The organism is Janibacter sp. CoH_79_TC_3 (genome assembly GCF_058197955.1).
The window spans coordinates 1-245 of the sequence record NZ_JBXWIV010000166.1 but is presented as its reverse complement, the minus strand read 5'-3'; the positions used below and the strand labels follow the sequence as shown (position 1 = coordinate 245).

Below are 245 nucleotides of genomic sequence, written 5' to 3'. Positions count from 1 at the left end.
CCTGTAGCAGGAGCAAAACTTTCTTCAGAACAAAAGAAAGCTAAATTCTCAGCATTTAAAGCAACAGGAGCATCTGCTAGAGCAAAGATGACTGAAGAAGAAAAACAAAAAGAAGGTTCTATGTCAGACGCACTAGAATTCATAATTGCATTAGGAAATCCAAAAATTCCACAAAGAAAAATGCAAAAAGGACAAGAAGGTTCAGCATCTCAAATCATTGGTTACAAGTTCAAAGCTTTAAAACC

Annotated in this window: 1 protein-coding gene; it reads left to right on the top strand. The window is 35.5% G+C overall.

Annotation, left to right across the window (positions count from 1 at the left end):
• The coding region (locus AC2FA3_RS15495; RefSeq protein ID WP_490510370.1) for a hypothetical protein at positions 1 to 245 on the top strand (245 nt) is incomplete at both ends.